Annotated in this window: 17 protein-coding genes; 10 read left to right on the top strand and 7 right to left on the bottom strand. The window is 72.4% G+C overall.

The window, feature by feature from the left end; genetic code table 11:
• Positions 1-23 precede the first annotated feature (23 nt).
• Both OHN19_RS29370 and OHN19_RS29365 read right to left on the bottom strand, forming a co-directional pair.
• A complete protein-coding gene (locus OHN19_RS29370) occupies positions 24-452 on the bottom strand; it encodes a VOC family protein (protein ID WP_330267081.1) in 429 nt (142 codons plus the stop codon).
• Positions 453-489: 37 nt separating this feature from the next.
• Complete coding sequence (locus OHN19_RS29365; protein WP_330267080.1) at positions 490-1,059, bottom strand: NAD(P)H-dependent oxidoreductase; 570 nt, start codon at positions 1,057-1,059, stop codon at positions 490-492.
• A 278-nt stretch (positions 1,060-1,337) separates the two neighbouring features.
• Between OHN19_RS29365 and OHN19_RS29360 the strand changes: the two genes are divergently transcribed.
• Together OHN19_RS29360 and OHN19_RS29355 are read left to right on the top strand one after the other, a co-directional pair.
• The gene (locus OHN19_RS29360) at positions 1,338-1,859 is read left to right on the top strand and encodes a hypothetical protein (RefSeq protein WP_330267079.1); all 522 of its coding nucleotides are present in this window, start codon (positions 1,338-1,340) and stop codon (positions 1,857-1,859) included.
• A 112-nt stretch (positions 1,860-1,971) separates the two neighbouring features.
• The gene (locus OHN19_RS29355) at positions 1,972-2,640 is read left to right on the top strand and encodes a class F sortase (protein ID WP_330267078.1); all 669 of its coding nucleotides are present in this window, start codon (positions 1,972-1,974) and stop codon (positions 2,638-2,640) included.
• Here OHN19_RS29355 and cpt read toward each other — a convergent pair.
• Both cpt and OHN19_RS29345 read right to left on the bottom strand, forming a co-directional pair.
• Positions 2,624-3,169 (bottom strand): chloramphenicol phosphotransferase CPT, encoded by a 546-nt coding sequence (gene cpt / locus OHN19_RS29350; protein WP_330267077.1) that lies wholly within the window; start codon positions 3,167-3,169, stop codon positions 2,624-2,626. The two genes, OHN19_RS29355 and cpt, sit on opposite strands and share 17 nt — an antisense overlap.
• A 15-nt stretch (positions 3,170-3,184) precedes the next feature.
• Positions 3,185-3,967 (bottom strand): sulfite exporter TauE/SafE family protein, encoded by a 783-nt coding sequence (locus tag OHN19_RS29345; protein ID WP_330267076.1) that lies wholly within the window; start codon positions 3,965-3,967, stop codon positions 3,185-3,187.
• A 236-nt stretch (positions 3,968-4,203) separates the two neighbouring features.
• On the opposite strand from OHN19_RS29345, the gene OHN19_RS29340 reads away from it, so the two are divergent.
• The 5 genes from OHN19_RS29340 to OHN19_RS29320 all read left to right on the top strand — a co-directional run bounded on the left by OHN19_RS29340 (position 4,204) and on the right by OHN19_RS29320 (position 9,863).
• Positions 4,204-5,427, top strand: coding sequence for an NAD(P)/FAD-dependent oxidoreductase (locus OHN19_RS29340; protein ID WP_330267075.1), 1,224 nt, complete (start codon positions 4,204-4,206; stop codon positions 5,425-5,427).
• Entirely contained in the window at positions 5,427-8,030 is a 2,604-nt protein-coding gene (gene nirB / locus OHN19_RS29335) for a nitrite reductase large subunit NirB (protein WP_330267074.1), read from the top strand. Before OHN19_RS29340 ends, nirB begins: the two co-directional genes overlap by 1 nt.
• Complete coding sequence (nirD, locus tag OHN19_RS29330; RefSeq protein WP_330267073.1) at positions 8,027-8,377, top strand: nitrite reductase small subunit NirD; 351 nt, start codon at positions 8,027-8,029, stop codon at positions 8,375-8,377. The genes nirB and nirD overlap by 4 nt, the downstream gene beginning before the upstream one ends.
• Positions 8,378-8,423: 46 nt before the next feature.
• Positions 8,424-9,005: a TetR/AcrR family transcriptional regulator gene (locus OHN19_RS29325; protein WP_330267072.1), complete on the top strand. Its 582-nt coding sequence runs from the start codon at positions 8,424-8,426 to the stop codon at positions 9,003-9,005.
• 96 nt (positions 9,006-9,101) lie between these two features.
• Positions 9,102-9,863 carry a glucose 1-dehydrogenase gene (locus tag OHN19_RS29320; protein ID WP_330267071.1) on the top strand — a complete coding sequence of 254 codons (762 nt, stop codon included), beginning with the start codon at positions 9,102-9,104 and terminating at the stop codon, positions 9,861-9,863.
• A 73-nt stretch (positions 9,864-9,936) separates the two neighbouring features.
• Here OHN19_RS29320 and OHN19_RS29315 read toward each other — a convergent pair whose 3' ends face one another.
• The 3 genes from OHN19_RS29315 to OHN19_RS29305 form a co-directional block, all read right to left on the bottom strand.
• Positions 9,937-10,863 carry an oxidoreductase gene (locus tag OHN19_RS29315; protein WP_330267070.1) on the bottom strand — a complete coding sequence of 309 codons (927 nt, stop codon included), beginning with the start codon at positions 10,861-10,863 and terminating at the stop codon, positions 9,937-9,939.
• A 29-nt stretch (positions 10,864-10,892) separates the two neighbouring features.
• Entirely contained in the window at positions 10,893-12,683 is a 1,791-nt protein-coding gene (locus OHN19_RS29310) for a SulP family inorganic anion transporter (protein ID WP_419249543.1), read from the bottom strand.
• 149 nt (positions 12,684-12,832) lie between these two features.
• A complete protein-coding gene (locus OHN19_RS29305) occupies positions 12,833-13,429 on the bottom strand; it encodes a carbonic anhydrase (protein ID WP_330267068.1) in 597 nt (198 codons plus the stop codon).
• Between the two features lie 193 nt (positions 13,430-13,622).
• Here OHN19_RS29305 and OHN19_RS29300 point away from each other — a divergent pair, with 193 nt between their 5' ends.
• From OHN19_RS29300 to OHN19_RS29290, 3 genes are all read left to right on the top strand, one after another.
• Positions 13,623-14,390, top strand: coding sequence for a response regulator transcription factor (locus tag OHN19_RS29300; protein ID WP_330267067.1), 768 nt, complete (start codon positions 13,623-13,625; stop codon positions 14,388-14,390).
• Positions 14,387-15,850 carry an ATP-binding protein gene (locus OHN19_RS29295; RefSeq protein WP_330267066.1) on the top strand — a complete coding sequence of 488 codons (1,464 nt, stop codon included), beginning with the start codon at positions 14,387-14,389 and terminating at the stop codon, positions 15,848-15,850. The genes OHN19_RS29300 and OHN19_RS29295 overlap by 4 nt, the downstream gene beginning before the upstream one ends.
• A 100-nt stretch (positions 15,851-15,950) precedes the next feature.
• Positions 15,951-16,445: an excalibur calcium-binding domain-containing protein gene (locus tag OHN19_RS29290; protein ID WP_330267065.1), complete on the top strand. Its 495-nt coding sequence runs from the start codon at positions 15,951-15,953 to the stop codon at positions 16,443-16,445.

Raw genomic sequence — 16,445 nt, 5'->3', positions numbered from 1 at the left:
CGGGGGCCGTCAGGGACGCGCGCTCAGCCGAAGTCCGGGAGGGTGAGTGTGCCGTCCTCTGCCAGGGGGAAGCTCGGGTTGTACGCCAGTTCCCAGGCGTGGCCGTCGGGGTCCGTGAAGGCGCCGGAGTAGAAGCCGACCGCGTTGACCGCGGCCGGTTTGGTGACCGTGCCGCCCGCCTCCGCCACCTTGGTGAGGAGGGCGTCGACCTCCGCCTCGGAGCGGACGTTGTGGGCGAGGGCGATACCGCCGAAGCCGGTCGCGGGGCCCGGCTCCAGCCCGCAGTCCGCCGCCAGCCTGTCCCGGCCCCACAGCACCAGGCCCAGGCCGCCCGCCTGGAAGAAGACCGTCTCCGCGACCTCCTGGCCCCGCCAGCCGAGGGCCTCGTAGAAGGCCTTGGAGCGGGCGAGGTCGAGGACGCCCAACGTGATCAGGGTGATGCGCTGTTCCATGCCCATCACCTCACCGTAGCCCGGAAGCGGACGGGTCTCAGCGGCCGTACGGCAGCGTCGCCCTCCCCGCCCTGAGCACCTTCCCCCACCACACCAGCTGGTCCAGCATCGTCTTCGCCGCCGTGTCCGGCCCCTCCGCGTCCTTCGGGCGGCCGTCCTCGAAGGACGCTCCCGCGTTGTGGAAGCTCACCGTGTCCCGCACCGTCACCGCGTGGAGCTCGGCGAAGACCTGGCGCAGGTGTTCCACGGCCCGCAGGCCGCCCGAGACACCGCCGTAGGAGACCAGGGCCACAGGCTTGGCCTGCCACTCGGTGAAGTGCCAGTCGATCAGGTTCTTCAGGCCCGCCGGGAAGGAGTGGTTGTACTCGGGCGTGAGGACCACGAACGCGTCCGCCGACGCGAGTTTCGGGGTGACGGGGGAGGGTGCCGGAGGAGCGGCGAAGGACATGGGCAGGTCGGCCTCGGCCACGTCCACGACCTCGGCGACCAGGTCGTCGCGGTCGCGCAGGCGGTCGAGGAGCCAGTCGGCGACGACCGGGCCGAAACGGCCGTGCCGGTTGCTGCCGATGACGAGGGTGACCTGGAGGGGAGCGGTGTCTGTCTGCATGGAGGACAGCCTGATACCTCGACCAAAGTTGAGGTCAAGCGCGGACGGCGACTCGGCCGTCACCCGTTCACACGCGCGCCCCGCACCCTTCGGGTTCTCTTCCACGACACCCCTGCCGCACGGCGATGACCTGCTGAAACTCCGGCCGACCCGGCCCGGGGGGCGGCGATCTGACACCCATTCACCGTATTTCTGACGCTCCCTCAGGAAGCGGTCCCGGCGCACTGCCACTTACCTCGAAAGCACAGGGATCCCCACCGAGAGCTCGAGGGAGCACCATGCGCACCACCGTCCGCCTGCTGACCGGCAGCGCGCTCGCCGTCGCCGCCGCAGGTCTCGTCTGCGCGCCGGCCCACGCCGGGGACGCCGAAGGGCTGGACGTCGTCCCGTCCTCGGTCGTGCCGGGCGGGCAGGTCACCGTGAACACGGCGGCGTGCGGGGACGACGGTGCGGGGACGGGGGACGCCAGTGCGGTGGGCGCGGGCGCCTTCACGCTGGCGCCCAGCATGCACGGGGGTGACACGACCGGACGGTTCCGGGTGCCGCCGAGCGCGCAGCCGGGGACGTACGAGATCGTCGCGACCTGCGCGCAGAGCGGCCGGCAGGTGACCGGAGACCTGGTGGTCACGCTGACCTCGCAGCGGCAGCCGGTGCATCCCAGAGGAAGTGTGAAGACGGGGGTCGGTGGCGCGCTCGGCCCCGACCCCGTGCAGACCGCGGCCGGTGTGGCGGCTCTCGCCGTCGCCGCCGCGGGCGGTACCTGGCTCCTGCATCGCCGGGCGAGAGGCGACAGGATCTGACGGACACCCTCCGCTGTCCGTCCGCCGGTACCGCATGTCCCCTCCCCCTCCGGGTCCGACGCCCCTCGCGGCCCGGAGGGGGACGGGCAGGCCAGCCGTAGAGGAGGCTCCTGTGCGCAACGCCAGGCTCGGGAACACCGCCATAGCCGGGATCAACCGCAGACTCGGGAACACGGCCATAGCCGGGGTCACCGTGGTGGCCCTGTGCGGCGGCGCGTGGCTGCTGCGCAGCGGCGCCGAGACGCACACCCCGCCGCAGCCGTCCGCCGCCCAGGCGCACTCCGTCCGAGGGGGCGCAGCAGAGCTCGACGCGGCGCCCGCCCTGGCGCCGTCCCCGCCGGACCGCGTCCGCATCCCCGCGATCCAGGTGGACGCGCCCCTGACGGGCCTCGCCCTCACCCGCACCGGCAGCCTCGACGTGCCGCCGGCCGCGAAGAAGAACCTCGCCGGCTGGTACGAGGCCGGCACCACCCCCGGTGAGAAGGGCACCGCGATCGTCGCCGGGCATGTCGACAACGCCGAGGGACCCGCCGTCTTCTACGACCTCGGCGCCCTCCGCAAGGGCAGCCCGATCGAGGTGGACCGGCGCGACGGCAGCGTGGCGGTGTTCACGGTGGACGCGGTCGAGGTGTACGACGCGAAGGACTTCCCCGACGAGAAGGTGTACGGCGCCGCGGCACGGCCCGAGCTGCGGGTGATCACCTGCGGCGGGGGCTACTCACGCGCGACCGGCTACCGGGGCAACGTGGTGGTGTTCGCGCATCTCACGGGGAGCCGCTGACGACCGCCTCGGCGATGGTTCGCGCACACACCAGGGCCTCGGTGTGGGTGGTGTCCACCTCCAGGTCGTAGACCACGCCCTGGTGCACGAGCGTCGCCTGTTTCTCGGCCATCCCGCGCGCCCGGTCGCCCCGGACGATCTCCCGGCCCGCGGCGACCTCGGCGTCGCAGCGCACGCCGACCCACAGCACGTCCAGTCCGTCGAGGCTCTTGCGCCAGCGCTCCTGGGAGTGCGCGCCGCCCAGGAAGACGTCGTCGACGATCACCCGGGCGCCCGCCCACGCCGTGGCGGCGACCCCGGCCCGCCAGGCCGCCTCCAGCCGCGAGAACTCCTCGCCGACGCTCACCCCGCCGTCCGCCGCGAAGTCGATGCCGGCCTCCGAGGACTGGAGCGAGAGGGGCATCGACTCGACGAACCCGTCGATCCCGAAGGCCAGCCACGGGTCCGGCAGCACCGCCTGGAGGCATCGCGCGATCCCGGACTTGCCGGAACTGGAACCGCCGTTGAGCACGATCACCTGAGTCGTCACGGCGTCACCGTAACGTCAGGCGAGCCACTGTTCGTACGCAATATTCGCGACCAGCGCGAAGACGACGGTCAGCAGGACCACCCGGACGAACCCGCTGCCCTTCTTCAGCGCGGTGTGCGCGCCCAGGGTGCCTCCGGCGAGGTTGAAGACGGCCATCAGGGCGGCCAGTTGCCACAGGACCGTGCCCTGCCAGGCGAACATCGCGAGCGCGCCCGCGTTGGTGCAGCAGTTGACGATCTTCGCGGTGGCGGAGGCGGTCACCAGGTCGAGGTGGAGGACCGCGGTGAGGGCGAGGACCAGGAAGGTGCCGGTGCCGGGCCCGACGAGTCCGTCGTAGAAGCCGATGCCGAGGCCCGCGAGGCCGATCGCGGCGAGGACCTGGCGGCGGGTGGCCGGGCCGGTCGCGGTGGCGGTGCCGAAGGCCGGGCGCAGGATCACGAAGGCGGCGACCCCCAGCAGCACGACCAGGATCAGCGGCTTGAGGACCTCCGTGGTCATCCCGGCCGCGAAGAACGCGCCGGCCGAGGAGCCGGCGAGGGCCGCGAGCCCGATACCCACAGCGAGCCGTACGTCGACCTTCGTCCTGCGGGCGTACGTCACCGCGGCCCCCGAGGTGCCGACGATGGCGACCGCCTTGTTGGTGCCGAGCGCGTACGCGGCCGGGGTGCTCGCGGGCAGGCCGAGCAGCAGGGCCGGCAGCAGCAGGAGGCCCCCGCCGCCGACCACGGCGTCGATCCAGCCGGCCGCGAGAGCCGCGAGGCACAGGACGACGACCGTGGTCAGGGGTATGTCGGGCATGATCGCGACCCTACGGGACGGGATCCACCGCCACGCCACGGGACGGGCTCCACCGCCACGCCACGGGACGGGATCCACACCCACGCCACCCACCTGGGCGCGGGCCTCCTCACAGCGCTCCCCCGGCGCCGCCCCCGAACCCTCACACCCGCCCCCGGCCACAGCTGAGGGCAGCGTTCCTCGCGGGAAACAGAGGTGATGCGGTCGGGTAACACCCACCACGCACGCTCCTGGACATGACCTCGAATACGCGTGTGGTGGTGATCGGCGCCGGGCTCGCGGGCGTCCGGCTCGCCCGGCGGCTCGGAGAGCTCGGCACGCCCGTGACGCTCGTCGGCGAGGAGGAGCACCGCCCGTACAACCGGGTGCTCCTCGCCGAGGTGCTGGCGGGACGGTACACCCCGGACGTGATCGCGCTCCCGGCGCCGGCCGCGCTGACCCGTGCCCGGGTCACCGGCATCGACCGCGGGGCCCGGACCGTCGAGTGCGCCGACGGCTCGAAGATCGCATACGACACGCTCGTCCTGGCCACCGGCTCCAACCCGGTACTGCCGCCGCTGCGCGGTCTGTTCACCGCGGACCACGAACTGCCGAAGGGCGTCCACGCCTTCCGCACCATGGACGACTGCCTCGGCCTGTCCGAGGCGGTCCGGCCGGGAGTGAAGGCGGTCGTGATCGGCGGCGGCCTCCTCGGGGTCTCCGCGGCCCGCGCGCTCGCCCAGCGCGGCGCCCAGGTCGTCCTCGCCCAGCAGGCCGAGCGGCTCATGGAACGCCAGCTCGACCCGAGCGCCTCCAAGCTGGTCCGGCGCCACCTCGGGGACCTGGGCGTCGAGGTCCACACCGATCTGCGCGTGCGGGACGTGCGCTGCGTCGGCGGTGCGGTCCGCTCGGTCGAGATGGCCGACGGTTACGCCCTGGACGCCGAGATCGTGGTCCTGGCCTGCGGGGTCCACCCCCGCGTCGGCCTCGCGCAGACCGCGGGCCTGGACGTGCGCAAGGGCATCGTCGTGGACGACGAACTGCGCACCTCCGACCCGCACATCCACGCCATCGGCGACTGCGCCCAGCACGACGGCACCGTCTATGGCCTCGCCACCCCGGCCCTGGAACAGGCCGACGCGCTGGCCGAGTTGCTGGCGTCCGGCTCCGGGAGCAAGGGCGCCCGCTACACCGGCACCCGCGCGCTGACCCGGCTCACGCTGCCCGGACAGGCGGCCTTCGACCTGGCCGCGTTCGGCGAGACCGAGGCGCTCCCGGGCGACGACGTCGTCCAGCTGGCGGACGCCACCCGCGGCACCTACCGCAAGGTCGTCGTCCGCGACGACCGCCTGGTCGGCGGGGTCCTCGTCGGCGAACTCGGCACCGTCGGCGCGCTCGCCCGCGCCTGGGAGGGAGCAGAGCCGCTCCCCTCCGACGGCGGACCGCTGCTCCACCTGCTCACCAACGATGGAGGCTCCTGATGACCGCCCACCCGGAGGCCACGGAGGCCACCCCCACGATCGTCCTCGTCGGCCACGGCATGGTCGGCCAGCGCTTCCTGGAGGCGCTCGCCGCGCGCGGCCTGACCGCGACCCACCGTGTGGTCGTGCTCTGCGAGGAGCCGCGTCCGGCGTACGACCGCGTCGCGCTCACGTCGTACTTCTCGGGGAAGACGCCCGAGGAACTGTCCATGACGGACATGGAGTTCATCGAGACGCACGGCATCGAGCTGTACGTCGGCGACCCGGCCGTCACGATCGACCGGGACGCGAAGAAGGTCACCGCGAAGTCCGGACAGGTCTTCGAGTACGAGACCCTGGTCCTCGCCACCGGCTCCTTCCCCTTCGTGCCGCCGGTGCCGAACAAGGACGCCCAGGGCTGCTTCGTCTACCGCACGATCGAGGACCTCCTCGCCATCGAGGAGTACGCGAAGACCCGCACCACCGGTGCCGTGGTCGGCGGTGGTCTGCTCGGTCTGGAGGCGGCCGGCGCGCTCAAGGGGCTCGGACTGACCTCGCACATCGTGGAGTTCGCGCCGCGGCTGATGCCGGTGCAGGTCGACGAGGGCGGTGGCGCGGCGCTGCTGCGGACCATCGAGGACATGGGCCTGTCGGTCCACACAGGCGTCGGCACGCAGGAGATCGTGGTCGACGAGGACGGCGCCGTCACCGGCATGAAGCTGTCCGACGGCTCCGAACTCGCCACCGACCTGGTGGTGTTCAGCGCCGGTGTCCGCCCCCGCGACCAGCTGGCCCGCGACTGCGGACTGACCGTCGGCGAGCGCGGCGGCATCACCGTCGACGAGCAGTGCCGTACGGTCTCCGACCCGCACGTGTTCGCGATCGGCGAGTGCGCGCTGGCGGCCGACGGCCGGGTTTACGGCCTGGTGGCCCCCGGTTACGAGCAGGCCGAGACGGCGGCGGCGACCATCGCCTCCGACGAGGCCGCCTTCCTCGGCGCCGACCTCTCCACCAAGCTGAAGCTGCTCGGCGTGGACGTGGCCTCCTTCGGTGACGCGCACGGCGCGACCGAGGACTGCCTGGACGTCGTGTACTCCGACTCCCGCGCGGGTCTGTACAAGAAGCTGGTCATCGGCCGGGACGGCACACTGCTCGGCGGCATCCTGGTCGGCGACGCGGAGGCGTACGGCACGCTGAAGGCGTTCACCGGTTCGGTGCCGCCGGTCAAGCCCGAGTCGCTGGTGCTGCCCGCCGGTGCGGGTGAGTCGGTGCAGCTGGGCCCGACCGCGCTGCCGGACGACGCGATCATCTGCTCCTGCAACAACGTCCGCAAGGGCACGATCCGCGGAGCGGTCACCGAGCACAACTGCACCACCGTGCCCGAGGTCAAGAAGTGCACCAAGGCCGGTACGACCTGCGGCAGTTGCGTCAAGGTGCTGGGCCAGCTGGTCACCGCGGAGCTGGAGGCGTCCGGCGTCGAGGTCGACAAGGGCCTGTGCGGCTGCTTCTCGCAGACCCGCGAGGAGCTCTACGAGATCGTCCTCGCCCTGCGCATCAACACCTACCAGGACCTCCTCGACCGCTACGGCCGGGACGGCGCCCGGGGCGGCGACGGCTGCGAGATCTGCAAGCCGGCCGTCGGCTCGATCATCGCCTCCCTCGCCCCGACGATCGGCGCGAGCGGCTACGTCCTGGACGGCGAGCAGGCGGCCCTCCAGGACTCCAACGACCACTTCCTCGCCAACATCCAGAAGAACGGCTCCTACTCGGTCGTGCCGCGCATCCCCGGCGGTGAGATCACCCCCGAGGGCCTCATCACGATCGGCGAGATCGCCCGCGACTTCGGCCTCTACACGAAGATCACCGGTGGCCAGCGGATCGACATGTTCGGCGCGCGGGTCGAGCAACTCCCTCTCATCTGGACCCGGTTGGTCGACGCCGGCTTCGAGTCCGGGCACGCCTACGGCAAGTCGCTGCGCACGGTGAAGTCCTGCGTCGGCCAGACCTGGTGCCGCTACGGCGTCCAGGACTCGGTCCGCATGGCGATCGACCTTGAGCTGCGCTACCGGGGGCTCAGGTCGCCGCACAAGCTGAAGTCGGCGGTGTCCGGCTGCGCCCGCGAGTGCGCCGAGGCCCAGTCGAAGGACTTCGGCGTGATCGCCACCTCCAACGGCTGGAACCTCTACGTCGGCGGCAACGGCGGCGCGACCCCGCGCCACGCGGACCTGCTCGCGCAGGACCTCACCGACGCCGAACTGGTCAAGCTGATCGACCGGTTCCTGATGTTCTACATCCGCACCGCGGACCGCCTGGAGCGCACCTCGACCTGGCTGGAGCGCATCCCCGGCGGCCTGGACCACGTCCGTGACGTGGTCGTGGAGGACTCCCTCGGCATCTGCGAGGAGCTGGAGTCCCTGATGACGGCCCACGTGGCGCACTACGCCGACGAGTGGGCGACCACCATCAACGACCCCGAGAAGCTGGCCCGGTTCGTGTCCTTCGTGAACGCGCCGGACACCCCCGACCCGGTCGTCGGCTTCGTCCCCGAGCGCGACCAGATCAAGCCCGACCTGCCGCTGCTGACCATCGGCCACCGTCCCCTGGAAGGAAGCGCCCAGCGATGACCCTGGCACCCGAGACCACCGACCTGAAGGTCGAACTCCAGCTGAACGGCGATTGGTTCGCGGTCTGCGAACTGGCCCGGCTGCTCCCCGGCCGGGGAGTCGCGGCCCTGCTGCCCGACGGCCGGCAGGCGGCTCTTTTCCGCGACCGCGCGGGCAACCTGTACGCCGTCGACAACCGCGACCCCTTCGGCGGCGCGGCGGTCCTCTCCCGCGGCCTGACCGGCACCCACCAGGGCCGCCCGTTCGTGGCCTCCCCGCTGCTGAAGCAGCGCTTCGACCTGGAGACCGGGCAGTGCCTGGACGACGAGTCGGTGCGGATCACCACGTACCAGGTGCGGGCGGCGTAGGGGAGTTTCTTGACCGGTCGTTCTCGTTGGTCCTAGTCTCCTGTACGTGGCCAGGACCAAGGAGTTCGATCCCGAGGCCGCGCTGCAGGCAGCTCTGGAGCTGTTCTGGCGGCGCGGCTACGAGGCGACGTCGATGGCCGACCTGGTCGAGCATCTCGGCGTCGGGCGGGCCAGCATCTACGCGACCTTCGGCAACAAGCACGAGCTGTACATGAAGGCGCTGCGGCGGTACCAGGAACAACTCCCGGATCTGTTGCGGGAGGTGTCCCGGCCGGGTCCGGCGCTGCCCGCCGTACGCGCTCTGGTCCGGCGCTACGCGGCGGAGGCGAGCGCCGAGGACCTGCGGCTGCACGGCTGCTTCCTCACCAACACGGCGGCCGAACTGGCCCCGCACGACCCGGCCGCCGCCCGCCAGGTGGAGCGGAACTGGGACCAGATGGAGACCGTGCTGCACTCGGCACTGGTCCGCGCGCAGGCGCAGGGCGAACTGCCGGCGGACCGCGATCCCCAGGCCCTTGCCCGGATGCTGCTGGTACTGCTCCAGGGCCTCAAGGTCGTCGGCAAGGCCTCACCGGACCCGGCGCGGGTGCGGGACGCGGCGGAACAGGCGTTGGCGCTGCTCGACTGAAGCTTCTCCGGGACGCGACTGGAGCTTTTCGGGATGGGCGGCGTCCTTTTCTTTTGTCGCCATATTGAACCGATCGGTCAAGAAACAGGGGAGATCATGACGCGTTTCATCGGCAGGACCGCTCTCGTCACCGGTGCGGGCTCCGGAATCGGCCGTGCCATCGCCCTCGCGTTCGCCGCGGAGGGTGCGCACGTGGTCGTGACGGGACGCAGGGGGGAGCCGCTGGCGCAGACCGTCCGGCTGATCGAGGAGGCGGGCGGCAAGGCGCTCGCGGTGACCGCGGACGTCGTGCGGGACGCCGAGATCGAAGCCGTGGTGGCCGCCGCGGTGGACCGCTTCGGCGCGCTCGACGTGGCCGTCAACAACGCGGGGGTGTTCCGGGGCGGGCAGCCGCTGGCCGATCTCGCGGAGGACGACTGGCGCGAGCAGCTCGACACCAACCTCACCGGGGTCTTCCTGGCCCTGCGGGCCGAGATCCGCCAGATGCGCTCCCAGCCCTCCGGCGGCGCGATCGTGAACATCGCCTCCACCTTCGGCGCCCACGTCCGCCACCCCGGCGCCGCCGCCTACGCCGCCACCAAGGCCGCCGTCTCCGCCCTCACCCGGGGCGCGGCCCTGGACCACATCCGCGACGGCGTCCGCATCAACGCGGTCAGCCCCGGCGCCGTGGCCACCCCGATGTCCCTGCGCCCCGGCGAGACGGAGGCGGACCGGGACGAGCGGGCGAGGGCCACGCTCCCGCTGGGCCGGGTCTCCGCCACGGCCGAGGTCGCCGCGGCCGTCCTGTACCTGGCCTCGGACGACGCGTCCTCGGTGGTCGGCACGGATCTGGTGGTGGACAGCGGGGCGACGGCCTGACACGCCGGTCGGGCCTTGGGGGCGTCGTACGTCAGCTTCAGCGGGTCGCAGGCCTGCTTCAGCGGGTCGTAGGTCAGCTCTTCAGCGCGTTGTACGTCACTCCCGTCAGCTTCTCCGACGCGGTCCAGAGGCGTTGCGCCGCCCGGTCGTCGCGGGTCCACGGGGCCCGCCAGGAGGGGCCCGGGGCGCCGCGCCAGCCGGCCAGGGAAGGGCCGGTGAAGGAGTCGGGGGTGACCTCGGGGGCCGTGGCGGCGTAGAGGGTGGGCAGGGCGCCGGCGTCGGCGGACTGGGCGAAGAAGCGGTTGCCGACCAGGAAGAAGCGTTCCGCCGCCGTGCGGCCCTGCATCTTCACGCCCGCGGTCTGGAGGTTGGTGGCCGCGTACCCGGGATGCGCGGCCGCCGCGATCACGTCCGAGCCGTGCGCCGCCAAGCGGTGCGCGAGTTCGTGGACGAAGAGCAGGTTGGCGGTCTTGGAGCGGGCGTAGGCGATCCAACGGCGGTAGCGGCGCTCGCTGTTGAGGTCGTGGATGTCGATGTTGGCGACCGCGTGCATGGTGCTGGAGACCGTCACCACGCGCGCCCCGGGTGTCGCGAGGAGCGGGGGGAGCAGCAGGCCGGTCAGGGCGAAGTGGCCCAGGTGGTTGGTGCCGAACTGGGTCTCGAAGCCGTCCGCCGTCGTGCTGTACGGCAGCGCCATCACGCCCGCGTTGTTGACCAGCAGGTCGAGGCGGTCGTACGGGAACGAGGTCGCGAACTCCCGTACGGAGGCCAGGTCCCCGAGGTCCAGCCGGGCGAACTCCGCGTTCGCGCCCGGTACTTCGCCCAGCAGCCGGTCCCGGGCCTCGCCACCCCGCCGCTCGCTGCGGCAGGCGAGCACCACGCGGGCGCCCTTGCGGGCCAGTTCCCGCGCGGTGGCGTACCCGATCCCGCTGTTGGCCCCGGTGACCACGGCGACGCGTCCGCGCTGGTCGGGGATGGCCTTCTCGCTCCATCCGGACATCCCGGGCTCCCTCCACCGACGGCTGCTCCTCAGCCTACGAGGGGCGGCCGTGGCGGGGCATCGTCCGGGACGGGCCGGGTGTCCAGGTAGAACCATTCGACGCCGGGGGCGGGTTCGGTCGCCACGGACTGGGTCGCCATGGGTCCGGACGCCGTGAAGTCGTGGGTGTCGGGGATCGGGGTCCGGCGGCCGGGGGCCGCGGCCCCAGTGGCGGTAGCAACGGGTGGGTCGAACGCACCGACCTCGAAACCCCACTCGGCAGCACCCCCGCTCGCTGAGCCCGCGGGCACCCTGCCCTGGGTCCCCTCGTCGGGCTCCAACGCTTCCGCGGCCGGCCCCGGCATCAGGAGCTCCACCCGCAGGCCCCGCCCCCGCTGCTGGGCCGTGAACTCCTCCACCTGGTTGCGGCAGGCGTGGTCGAGATGGGTCACGCCGGTCAGGTCGAGGCGGATGCGGGGCTTGCCGGAGGCGGCCGCCGACTCGAGGGCCTCGATGACCTTCGGGAGGCGCAGGAAGGTCGCGTTGCCGGCCATGACGATCTTCGCGGTGTCGTCCTCGATGTGCTGCCGGATCACGGTCTGCGACATCCGCAGCGCGGCCAGTACGATCCCCGCCGCGAGTCCCACGAGCACGCCCTCCAGGAGCGCCGTCGCGACGATGACGAGCGTGGTGACCGTCATGACCACGAACTCGCCCCGGTCCTGGCGCCACATCTTCGGGAACTCCCCCGGCGCGAGCAGCTTCCAGCCGCTGTGCACCAGCACGCCCGCCAGCACCGAGATCGGGATCAGCGCGAGGACCTGCGGGAGCAGCAGCGCGAACGCCAGCAGCCACAGGCCGTGCAGGGTGCGGGAGAGCCGGGTCTTCGCACCCGCCTGGACGTTCGCCGAACTGCGCGCCACGACCGCCGTGACGGGCAGCGCGCCGAGGATCCCGGCCACGGTGTTCCCGGCCCCCTGGGCCACGAGCTCGGTGTTGTAGCGGGTGCGCGGACCGCTGTGCATACGGTCCACGGCCGCCGCGGTGAACAGGCTCTCCGCCGAGGCGATGACCGTGAATGTGAGGATCGACGTGATGATCGCCGGCTCGGCCAGCCCCGCGAACTGCTCGGCGCCCGGCACCTGGACGGCCGCGAGCAGATTGCCGACCTGGAGGGTCTTCACCTCGACCCCGGGCAGGGCGGCGACCGCGATCCCGATGCCCACGGCGACGAGCGCGGCCGGGATCCGCCTGACCGGTCCGGGCGCCTTCTTCCACAGGAAGCTCAGGGCGACGGTGACGATGCCGAGCAGCAGGGCGGTCATCGCCTGCCGGTCGGTCAGCACGTCCGCGAGCAGCCCCGGCACCCCGGCCATGTTCTCGATGGGGACGCCGGGCGCCTTGTTGTCGGCCATCGGGTAGAGCTGGCTGAACATCAGCGGCAGTCCGATCCCCGCGAGCATGCCCTGCACCACGGCGATCGAGATGGCCTGGAACATCCGCCCGAGCCGTACGACCCCGAGCACGATCTGCAGGATCCCCGAGCCCAGGACGATCACCCCGAGCATGGCCACCCCGTGCTCGGCGACGGTCTCCGCGACCAGCGCCGCGAGCCCCGCGGCGGGGCCACTGACCTGGAGGGTGCTGCCCCGGACCGCGCCGACCACGAGCCCGCCGATCACCCCGGAGATGATCCCCAGCTCGGCCGGGACCCCGGAGGCCACGGCGACTCCGATGCAGAGCGGCAGGGCGACGAGGAAGACGACGAGAGAGGCGGTGATCTCGGTGCCGAGGTCACCCAAGGGGGCCTTCACCGGCCTCCCGGCGTCCGCCGCCTTCATGGCCTCCGCCGGCCTCGCAGACTCCGCTGCCTGCGCCGGCCTCACAGACTCCGCTGCCTGCGCCGACCCGGCCGCCGTGGACGAACTCCCCCATCCCTTACGGCTTTTCGGCGCGCCCCTGTCCCCCCGCCCGCGCGCGTGCGCCCCGCTCACGCGGCATGCACCCGGAACCGGCCGTCCTCGTCGAGCTCGTGCACCTGCCCGGTGTCGACCTCGTAGTACCAGCCGTGCAACCGCAGCCGGTCGGCGTCGAGCCGCTGCCGCACCACGGGGTAACTGCGCAGTGCGGCGAGCTGGTTGACGACGTTGCGCTGGACGACGTCGGCGAGCGGGGGCGCGTCGGTGAGCACGGGGGCCAGGGACGGGCGGGCCAGGCCCAGCCACGCGTCCACGCCCGGCAGCGCGGTCAGGTCGTCGCCGGACCGCAGGGCCCCCATCGCCCCGCAGTGTGAGTGACCGCACACGACCACGTCCTGAACCCCGAGCACCTCCAGCGCGTACTCGATGGTGGCGGCCTCACCACCGGCCGCGTGCTGTCCGTACGACGGCACGATATTGCCCGCGTTCCGCAGCTCGAATATCTCACCGGGCCGGGCGCCGGTGATCAGCGCGGGAATGACCCGCGAGTCCGAGCAGCTTATGAAGAGTGCCTCGGGATATTGCCCGTCGGCCAGTTTCCGGTATTCACCGCTCTCGAAATCCGCCCGCCGCCTGAACGAGCGCGCACGATCCAGCAATGCCTTCAAGGGAGCCTCCTGAGCTGCTGTTTCTGTCAGTTCCCAGCACCATAGAGAGGCGATGCACAGAGGAAGGTTAATAGCGGGCCAGAGCCCGGCCAGGAGCAGGACATTCTTTTTCCCGACTCCCGGGAGGCGCCCGCTTCTTGTAGCGTGTCGAGCACAGGGCGGAATATGAATTCGGGTGGGAGAGATACGGCGTATGGGCCTGCGTGTGCTGCTCATCGAGGACGACGAGACGATCGCCGAACCGCTGGCCGAGGGCCTCGCGCACTTCGGCCTGGCGGTGGATCACGTGACCACCGGCACCGAGGGGCTGAGAGCGCCGTACGGCGATGTCGTGCTCCTGGACCTGGGGCTGCCGGACATGGACGGCATCGACGTCTGCCGGGGCATCCGGGAGGTGTCGGACGTGCCGATCGTCATCCTCAGCGCACGCGGGGAGGAGGCGGACCGGGTGCTGGGACTGGAGCTCGGCGCCGACGACTATCTGGCGAAGCCGTTCAGCGTACGGGAGTTGGTGGCCCGGGTGCGGGCGGTGACCCGGCGGACGCGGCGGGCGCAGGAGACACCCGCCCCGGCATTCCCGACATCCCCCGCGCCTTTGCCCCCGCCCTCGTCCCCGGCCGCGCCCACGGCGCCCGCGCCCGCCGGGGCGCCCGGTCATGACCCGGGCCCGCTCGCCGTGGACCGTCGTACCCGGCAGGTCTGGGTCGGCGAGTCCCAGGTGCCGCTCACGCCGAAGGAGTTCGACCTGCTCGCGCTGCTCACCGAGGACCCGGGCGCGGTGTACTCCCGGCAGCAGATCCTCGACCGGGTCTGGGATCCGTTCTACGAGGGCCCGACGAAGACGCTGGACGTCCATGTCGCCTCGCTGCGGCGGAAGTTGGGGCACCCGGCCTGGATCCAGACGCTGCGCGGGGTCGGCTTCCGGCTGGCGGTGCACAGCGGACCGGACGGTCCGGCATGACGCGCCGGCTGCTGCTGAGCTATCTCACGCTGGCCGCCCTGGTGCTGCTCTGCCTGGAGATCCCGCTGGGGTTCGTGTACTCGCGGGGCGAGCGGGAGCGGGTGGTGGGGGCGGCCCGGGACGAGGCCGAGTCGGTCTCCGCGTACGCGGCACTGAGTCTGGCGACCGGCCGCGCGGAGCGGGACCTGCCCGATCGGGTGGCGCACTGCGCCGCGCGGATCGGCGGGACGGTGGTGGTCGTGGACGGCGCGGGCACGCTGCTCGCCACCTCGCATCCGCTGTCCGGGGAGGTGACCCGGTCGCTGTCCTCGCGGCCGGGGATCGCGGCAGCGCTGCGGGGCACGTCGACGGCGGACGTGCGCACCTCCACGATCGGCGGGGTGGAGTACCTGTCGGTGGCCGCGCCCATGGGACACGGCGCCCAGGGTGCCGTCTGGCTGACCGTGCCCACCCGGACGGTGCACGAGCGGGTGCATCACGTGTGGCTGCTGCTCGCCCTCGGCGGGCTGGGCGTCCTCACGGCCGTCGTCCTGGTCGGTTTCGGCATCGCCCGCTGGACGGGTCGGCCGATCCGTGAACTGGAGCGTGCGACGCATGAGTTGGCGGAGGGCGGCCGGGCGACTCCGGTGACGGTGACGAAGGGGCCGCCCGAAGTGCGGAGTCTGGCGGCCGCGTTCAACCGTACGGCGGCCCGGCTCGCCCATCTCCTCGACGCGCAGCGGGCGTTCGCGGGTGAGGCCTCGCACCAGCTCAAGACACCGCTGGCGGCACTGCGGCTGCGCCTGGAGAACCTGGAGCCCAGCGTGTCCGCGCGCGGCCGGGGCAGCCTGGCCGCGGCCGTGACCGAGACGGACCGGCTGGCGCGCATGGTGGAGGGGCTGCTCGCGATGGCCCGGCTGGAGGAGGACGCGGCGCGGCCGGTGCCGGTGGACGTCGGCGAGGTCTGCGCGGAGCGGCACCGCACGTGGCTGCCGCTGTACGGCCGGCAGGGGGTGTCGCTGGTCCTGTTCACGGGCGGCGTGGGCCCGGTGTCGGCACTGCCGGGTGCGGTGGAGCAGATCCTGGACAACCTGCTGTCCAACGCGTTGCGCGCGTCCCCCGTCGGCAGCACGGTGACCGTGGAACTCCGCCCGCACACCCCGTCCCGGCGCGGCCCGCGCTCCGGCTGGATCGACCTGCACGTCACCGACGAGGGCCCCGGCATGTCGGCCGACCAGCGCGCCCGCGCCTTCGACCGGTTCTGGCGGGCGCCGGGCGCCCCCAAGGGGGGCACCGGACTCGGCCTCGCCCTGGTCCAGCGGCTGGCCCACGCGAGCGGCGGCGAGGCGACGCTGCGCGCGGCGGCGACGGGCGGCCTGAACGCGACGATCCGCCTCCCGTCGCCCCACCCGGCACCGACCCCCCGCCCTCCGACCCACCCACCCGAACGCCACCGCGAGGCACCGACCGTACGGGCGTGACGATGTGACATGTAATGGTCACGGAATGAACACTTCAGCTCCACAACTGCGACACCAGCAATACGGTCATCCCCTCACGTAACACCTCCAGGGGGACGACATGACCAATCCGTACGCCTCGCAGCCTCAGCCCGTGCCGCCGTGGCAGCCCGCGCCGCCGACCGCTCCCCGACCCGCTCCCAAGTGGGCCCGGAAGCGGTACGTCCTGCCCGCTCTCACCCTGGCCCTGTTCCTCGGTGTCGGCATAGGCAGCGGCGACCAGTCCCGGACGACGACCGACGCGAAGCCCGCCGCCGCCAAGCCGCAGCCGACGGTGACCGTCACGGCGACCGCCACGGTGACGCCGGAGCCGGAACCGGCGGCCACGGTGACCGCCACGAAGACGGTCAAGGTGACCAGGACCGTGGGGGCCGAGGCGAAGGCAGACGCAGGCGCTTCGGAAGCTGATTCCGGCTCCGGCTCCGGCTCCGGCAGCGTCTACTACAAGAACTGCACCGAGGCCCGAGCCGCCGGCGCCGCGCCGATCCATCGCGGTGAGCCCGGCTACGCCTCCCACCTCGACCGGGACGACGACGGGGTGGCCTGCGACAGCTGA

Source organism: Streptomyces griseorubiginosus (assembly GCF_036345115.1).
Classification (GTDB): domain Bacteria; phylum Actinomycetota; class Actinomycetes; order Streptomycetales; family Streptomycetaceae; genus Streptomyces; species Streptomyces griseorubiginosus_C.
Note: the sequence above shows the minus strand (reverse complement) of the source record. Positions and strands in the feature narration are given on the sequence as shown.